A 6,665-nucleotide genomic window follows, 5' to 3' on the forward strand; every position below is an offset into this window, starting at 1 on the left:
CGCTCTGGAATTTGGGTCCCCGCTTTCGCGGGGACGACAGCGAATGTTCAAGCTGCGCCGGCTATCCCCGCAGCATTTCGGCGGCCTTCGGCGCAAAATACGTGAGGATGCCGTCGGCGCCGGCGCGCTTGAAGGCAATCAGGCTTTCCAGCATCGCACGCTCGCCATCGAGCCAGCCATTCTGCACGGCGGCCATGATCATCGCATATTCGCCGGACACCTGATAGGCGAAGGTCGGCACGCCGAACTCGCTTTTCACGCGACGCACGATGTCGAGATAGGGCAGGCCGGGCTTCACCATCACCATGTCGGCGCCTTCGTCGAGATCGAGAGCGACCTCGCGGATCGCCTCGTCGGAATTACCGTAATCCATCTGGTAGGTGCGCTTGTCACCGGTCAGCGTCTTTGACGAACCGACCGCGTCGCGGAACGGTCCGTAGAAGGCCGACGCATATTTCGCCGCATAGGCCATGATCGCCACGTCCTGATGCCCTGCATCGTCGAGCGCGATGCGGATCGCGCCGACCCGGCCGTCCATCATGTCGGAGGGCGCGATGATGTCGCAGCCGGCATCGGCCTGCACAAGCGCCTGCTGCGCCAGCACGTCCACGGTCTCGTCGTTCAGGATCACGCCGTCACGCAGCAGCCCGTCATGGCCGTGGCTGGTGAAGGGATCGAGCGCGACATCGCAGAGGATGCCGACCTCCGGCACCGCCCCCTTGATCGCGCGCACCGCGCGGCAGACGAGATTGTCCGGGTTGGTCGCTTCGCTCCCGGCCTCGTCGCGCAGCCCAGGATCGGTATAGGGAAAGATCGCGACGCAGGGGATCGCAAGCTTCGCCGCGCGCTCGACTTCGCGGACCGCTTCCTCGATCGACAGCCGGTCGACGCCCGGCATCGACGGCACCGGTGTGCGCTTCGCCTTGCCGTCGACCACGAAGATCGGCCAGATCAGGTCGGTGGCGGACAATTCGTTCTCGCGCACCATGCGGCGCAGCCATTCGGTGCGGCGCAGCCTTCTCGGACGGTGCGACAGGTCGAGCGGCAGGTGAGGGGGCGCCTCGATCGGCACCACCTTGGTCTTGCGTTCGAGGGGGCGGCCGTACTTGATCGCCATGGTGAGACTCCTTGCCGGGCTCTTGTACCGTTTCCCGTGCTGCACCGCCACCGGCCATGGACGGGCCTGTCCCGTTATCTCAGGCATGGCGCTGGTCATCACGGTAGTTTGAATCCGCCGTCACGCGGACTTCAGGGCGCGTCTTGTTGCGCGGCGTTGAGGCGGTGCAGAATGCCGCGAGCCGGGATACCGATTGAAATGATGGGTGTCGAGGCGGCCCTGACATCACGCGCGGAGTAGAACCATGCGGCCAACTGCAATTCTCGGCTGTCTGTTTCTTGCCTCCGGTGTCGCTTCGCTCGCGCAGGCGCAGACGCCGGACGAGGCACGTGCGATCGCCAGGGAAGCGACGATCTACGGCTTTCCGCTCGTGGACAATTACCGCATCCAGTATTCCTATTTCGTCGACCGCACGAGCCCGGAATTCAAGGCGCCGTGGAATACGCTCTTCAACAATGCGCGCGTCTACACCCCCGACGACAAGGCGATCCAGACACCGAATTCCGATACGCCCTATTCCTATGTCGGCGCCGATCTGCGCGCCGAGCCGCTGATCTTCACCGTGCCCGCGGTGGAAAAAAACCGTTATTACTCGCTGCAATTCATCGATCAATACACCTTTAACTTTGCCTATGTCGGCAGCCGCGCGACCGGCAACGGCGCGGGCCGCTTCCTGCTCGCCGGACCAAAATGGAAAGGGACGGTACCGAAAGGCATCAAGCAGGTGATCCGCTCGGAAACTGAATTTGCCTTCGTGCTGTACCGCACCCAGCTGTTCAATCCGGCCGATATCGAGAACGTCAAGACGATCCAGGCGGGCTACAAGGTGCAGACGCTCTCCGATTTCCTCGGCCGACCGGCGCCGTCCGCCCCGCCGGCCGTGACCTTCATCAAGCCGCTGACGCCCGAGCAGCAGCGCAGCTCAGTCGAAACCTTCAACGTCATGAACTTCGTGCTTGGCTTCTGTCCGAGCAACAAGGCCGAAGTGGCGCTGATGCAGCGCTTCGCGAAGATCGGCGTCGGCGCGGGCAAGACAATCGACGTTGCCGCGCTCTCGCCGGACATGAAGAAGGCGTTGGAGGACGGCATCGCCGACGCCTGGGCGGCATTCAAGACGTTCAAGGAGACGGAGCTCGACACCGGCAAGCGCACCAGCGCCGACGGCTTTGGAACGCGCGCCTTCCTGCACGGCGACACTATGGCCCGCATGGCCAGCGCGGCGCTCGGCATCTACGGTAACTCGAAACAGGAAGCGATCTATCCGGCCTATTTTGTCGATGCCGACAAGAAGCCCCTGGACGGGGCGAACCGCTACACCCTGCGTTTCGCGCCCGGACAATTGCCTCCGGTCAACGCGTTCTGGTCGCTGACCATGTACGAATTGCCGCAGAGCCTGCTCTACGCCAATCCGATCAACCGCTATCTGATCAATTCGGCGATGCTTCCCGGTCTGAAGCGCGATGCCGATGGCGGCATCACGCTCTACGTCCAGAACGAATCTCCCGGCAAGGACAGGGAAGCGAACTGGCTGCCGGCGCCGAGGGGGCCGTTCCTGCCGATCATGCGGCTTTACTGGCCGAAACCGGCGGCGCTGGACGGCAAGTGGAAAGCGCCGCCGCTCAATCGCGTGAACTGAAGGACGAGGAGATATTGTCATGAATGCAATGATCTTCGCTGCCGGCGTTGCCGCCGCGCTCGCCTCCACGCTCGCCTCCGCAGGCCTTGCGCAGGCGCAGGCTCCTTCCGGCAACGCGGTGCCGGTCACCGCCGACAATTTCGTTCGCGCCGAAACCGATCTGTATTTCGGCGGCGTGATGAAGGATGCCGGCGGGACCGGGAAATTCTTTCACAACCGGGAGCCGACGCCGATCGACAAGCAGACCGTCATCCGCATGAACCGGGACACGCTTTACTCCGCCGCGATCTTCGATCTCGATGCCGGGCCGGTGACGATCACGCTGCCGAATGCCGGCAAGCGCTTCATGTCGATGCAGGTGATCAACGAGGACGAATACACTCCGATGGTGGTCTACAAGCCGGGCAACGTGACGCTGACAAAAAAGAACGTCGGCACCCGGTATGTGGTGACGGCGATCCGTACGCTGGTCGATCCGGAAAGCGCGAAAGACCTGAAGAGTGTCCATGCCCTGCAGGACGCGATCGCGGTGAAGCAGGCGAGCCCCGGTAAGTTCGAGGTGCCGAACTGGGATCCGGTGAGTCAGAAGAAAGTGCGGGATGCGCTTCTCGTGCTCGGCACCACGCTGCCGGACTCCAAGGGCATGTTCGGAACGCGGCAGCAGGTCGATCCGGTGCGGCACCTGATCGGTGCGGCGATGGCCTGGGGCGGCAATCCGGAGAAGGACGCGATGTATCTGACAGTCACGCCTCCGAATAATGACAACATCAACCCGCGCCGCTTGACGGTGAAGAACGTTCCGGTCGACGGCTTCTGGTCGATCAGCGTTTACAACGCGGAAGGTTATTTCGAGAAGAATCCGCAGAATGCGTATTCGATCAACAACCTCACGGGGCAGAAGGCGGCGGACGGATCGATCACGGTGCAGTTCGGCGGGTGCGACGGCAAGATTCCGAATTGCCTGCCGATCACAAAGGGCTGGAACTACATCGTACGGCTCTATCGGCCGAAGGCGGAAATCCTGAACGGCAAATGGACATTTCCGGTGCCGCAGCCGGCGGGGTAAGGACGACGGCCGATTGACGCGACCGAGCGGCTCACCTACCGCTTGAGTATGGATTTCGCCCTCACCGAGGACCAGCGTGCCTTTCAGACGACCGCACGGCAATTCGCGCGAGACGCGATGATGCCGCGCGCGGCCGAATGGGACGAGCACGAGATTTTCCCGGTCGACGCATTGCGCGAGGCCGCCGCGCTCGGCTTCGGCGGCATCACTGTGAAGGGCGATGTCGGCGGCTCCGAGCTGACGAGGCTCGACGCCGCCATCATCTTCGAGGAACTGGCGCAGGGCTGCACCTCGACCGCGGCCTATATCTCGATCCACAACATGGCGGCCTGGATGATCGACGCCTTCGGCAACGACGCGCAGCGGGCGCGATTGCTACCGAAGCTCTGCACCATGGAGCATTTCGCGAGCTATTGCCTGACCGAGCCGGGCGCGGGCTCGGATGCCGCGAGCCTTGCGACCCGCGCGCAGCGCGACGGCGATCATTACGTGCTGAACGGCGCCAAGGCCTTCATATCGGGCGGTGGCACGTCCGATATCTATGTCTGCATGGTGCGCACCGGAGGCGCCGGACCGAAAGGCATTTCCTGCATCGTGGTGGAAAAGGGCACACCGGGCCTTTCCTTTGGTGCGCGCGAGAAGAAGCTCGGCTGGAAATCGCAGCCGACCGCGATGGTGAATTTCGAGAATTGCCGGGTGCCGGCCGACAACCTGATCGGCAGGGAAGGCGACGGCTTCAGGATCGCGATGATGGGGCTCGATGGCGGGCGGCTCAACATCGCGGCCTGCTCGCTCGGCGGCGCGCAATTCTGTCTCGACCGCACGATCGAATACATGCGCGACCGCAGGCAGTTCGGGTCGCGGCTGTCGGACTTCCAGGCGCTGCGTTTCAGGATTGCGGATTACGCGACGGAACTGGAAGCCGCGCGGCTGATGGTGCGGCGCGCGGCGCATGCGGTGAGCGAAGGCGAGCCGGGCGCGACGCGGCTCGCCGCGATGGCCAAGCGGTTGGCGACCGATGCGGGCTTCGAGATCGTGAACGGATGCCTGCAATTGCACGGCGGCTACGGCTATCTGCGCGACCATCCGATCGAGCGCGTCTTGCGCGACGTACGCGTGCACCAGATCCTCGAAGGCACCAACGAGATCATGCGGCTGATCGTCAGCCGCGATCTGCTGGACAATTGATGAGCGAGACCGACGACATCCTGTTCGAGCGGCGCGGCGGCGCCGGCATCGTCATTCTCAACCGGCCGAAGGCGCTGAACGCCATCACGCACGCCATGGTGCGAGCGCTGGCGGCGAAGCTTCATGAATGGGCGGACGATGACGCGGTGACGCGGGTGATCGTGACCGCGAACGGCGAGCGCGCGTTCTGCGCGGGCGGCGATATCCGCGCGCTCTACGATCTGATCACCGCGGGCCGGCAGCAGGAGGCGCTCTCCTTCTTCCGCGAGGAATACACGCTCAACGCCGCGATCAAGCGCTATCCGAAGCCGTATGTGTCTCTGATCGACGGCATCGTGATGGGAGGAGGGGTCGGCATTTCGATCCATGGCTCGCATCGGGTCGCAGGGGAAAAGTATGCCTTTGCGATGCCGGAGGTCAGCATCGGCTTCTTTCCGGACGTCGGTGCGACCTACGCGCTGCCGCGGCTCGCGGGCGAGATCGGGACGTATCTGGCCCTGACCGGCGAACGGCTGAAGGCGGCGGACGCCGTGCTGGCGGGTGCTGCAACGCATCATGTGAAATCGCACCGCTTCGCGGATCTGACGGACGCGCTGTGCGGGAGCGATCCGGTGAATGCGGTTCTCGCGGATTTCATGGAGAGCGCGGGGCCGGGCGAGGTGATGCCGCGGCGGCGGATGATCGACCGGACATTTTCTCAGGCCAGTGTGGAAGCGATCTTGGGGGCGCTGCGAACGGAGTCGCAGAAGGTCACCGACCAGGCCGAATGGTCGGCGAGAACATTGCAGACCATTGCCGGCAAATCGCCGACGAGTCTCGTGCTCGCGCTCGCCCAGATGCGCTACGGGCGAACCCGTTCCTTCGAGGCCTGCATGGCCGCCGAATTTCGCATCGTGTCCCGGATCGTCTATGGTTGCGACATGATGGAGGGCGTGCGCGCGGTGATTGTGACCAAGGACAATGCTCCCCGCTGGTCGCCGCCCGATCTTGCGTCGGTCCCCGGCGACCTGATTGACCGGCATTTCGCGGCCCTGCCGGACGGCGAATGGGAACGGACATGAACGAATCCGCGGCTGGCATTCCCGAAAATCCTCCGGCGCCGCTTGCACCGGTTCAGGGCGACGAAGACAAGCAGGAGCAGGGCCGCTGGACCCGCTGGCTGATCTGGTTCCTGCGTGCGATGGCTATCGTATCCATGCTGAAGGGCCTGTATCACTGGTCCGTGGTGCTGGGCATCGGCGAGGGACCGGATTCGCGCTTCTCGACCGAAACCCTGCCGTGGCAGACGGCGACGGTCTATTTCGCGATCATCGACCTGGTCGCGGCCGTGGGATTATGGCTCGCAGCGGTATGGGGCGCGGTGGTGTGGCTCACCGCGGCGGTTTCCATGGCGGCGGTACAGGTGTTTTTCCCGCAGATCTACGGTGGTTCGTGGTTCGTGGTGGTGATCGAACTGGTGCTGCTCTGCTGCTATCTGGTGCTGGCGCTGCAATCGGCGCGCGAGCATCCGCATTGAGGTCATGCTCATAGAAACGCAAAAGCTCGCTTCGGAGGATCGCTCGACATGGCGCGGATAGCCTTTATCGGCCTCGGGAACATGGGCGGACCGATGGCGCAGAATCTGGTCAAGGCCGGACATGACGTCCATGGCTACGACA

Annotated in this window: 7 protein-coding genes; 6 read left to right on the forward strand and 1 reads right to left on the reverse strand. The window is 63.7% G+C overall.

Annotated elements, in window-relative coordinates; all coding sequences use genetic code 11:
* Window positions 1-61 precede the first annotated feature (61 nt).
* Complete coding sequence (gene hemB / locus AB7F49_RS26650; protein ID WP_428528048.1) at window positions 62-1,117, reverse strand: porphobilinogen synthase; 1,056 nt, start codon at window positions 1,115-1,117, stop codon at window positions 62-64.
* A gap of 244 nt (window positions 1,118-1,361) precedes the next feature.
* Between hemB and AB7F49_RS26655 the strand changes: the two genes are divergently transcribed.
* From AB7F49_RS26655 to AB7F49_RS26680, 6 genes are all read left to right on the forward strand, one after another.
* On the forward strand, window positions 1,362-2,753 hold the full coding sequence (locus AB7F49_RS26655) for a DUF1254 domain-containing protein (protein ID WP_428528028.1): 1,392 nt from the start codon (window positions 1,362-1,364) through the stop codon (window positions 2,751-2,753).
* 19 nt (window positions 2,754-2,772) lie between these two features.
* The gene (locus tag AB7F49_RS26660; RefSeq protein WP_428528030.1) at window positions 2,773-3,819 is read left to right on the forward strand and encodes a DUF1254 domain-containing protein; all 1,047 of its coding nucleotides are present in this window, start codon (window positions 2,773-2,775) and stop codon (window positions 3,817-3,819) included.
* A 48-nt stretch (window positions 3,820-3,867) separates the two neighbouring features.
* Window positions 3,868-5,007 carry an acyl-CoA dehydrogenase family protein gene (locus AB7F49_RS26665; protein ID WP_428528050.1) on the forward strand — a complete coding sequence of 380 codons (1,140 nt, stop codon included), beginning with the start codon at window positions 3,868-3,870 and terminating at the stop codon, window positions 5,005-5,007.
* Entirely contained in the window at window positions 5,007-6,068 is a 1,062-nt protein-coding gene (locus AB7F49_RS26670) for an enoyl-CoA hydratase/isomerase family protein (RefSeq protein ID WP_428528032.1), read from the forward strand. The genes AB7F49_RS26665 and AB7F49_RS26670 overlap by 1 nt, the downstream gene beginning before the upstream one ends.
* Complete coding sequence (locus tag AB7F49_RS26675) at window positions 6,065-6,523, forward strand: DUF6163 family protein (protein ID WP_428528034.1); 459 nt, start codon at window positions 6,065-6,067, stop codon at window positions 6,521-6,523. Before AB7F49_RS26670 ends, AB7F49_RS26675 begins: the two co-directional genes overlap by 4 nt.
* Window positions 6,524-6,571: 48 nt before the next feature.
* The coding region (locus tag AB7F49_RS26680) for an NAD(P)-binding domain-containing protein (protein ID WP_428528052.1) at window positions 6,572-6,665 on the forward strand (94 nt) is incomplete at its 3' end.

The sequence above is a fragment of the Pseudorhodoplanes sp. genome (genome assembly GCF_050250235.1).
GTDB lineage: Bacteria > Pseudomonadota > Alphaproteobacteria > Rhizobiales > Xanthobacteraceae > Pseudorhodoplanes.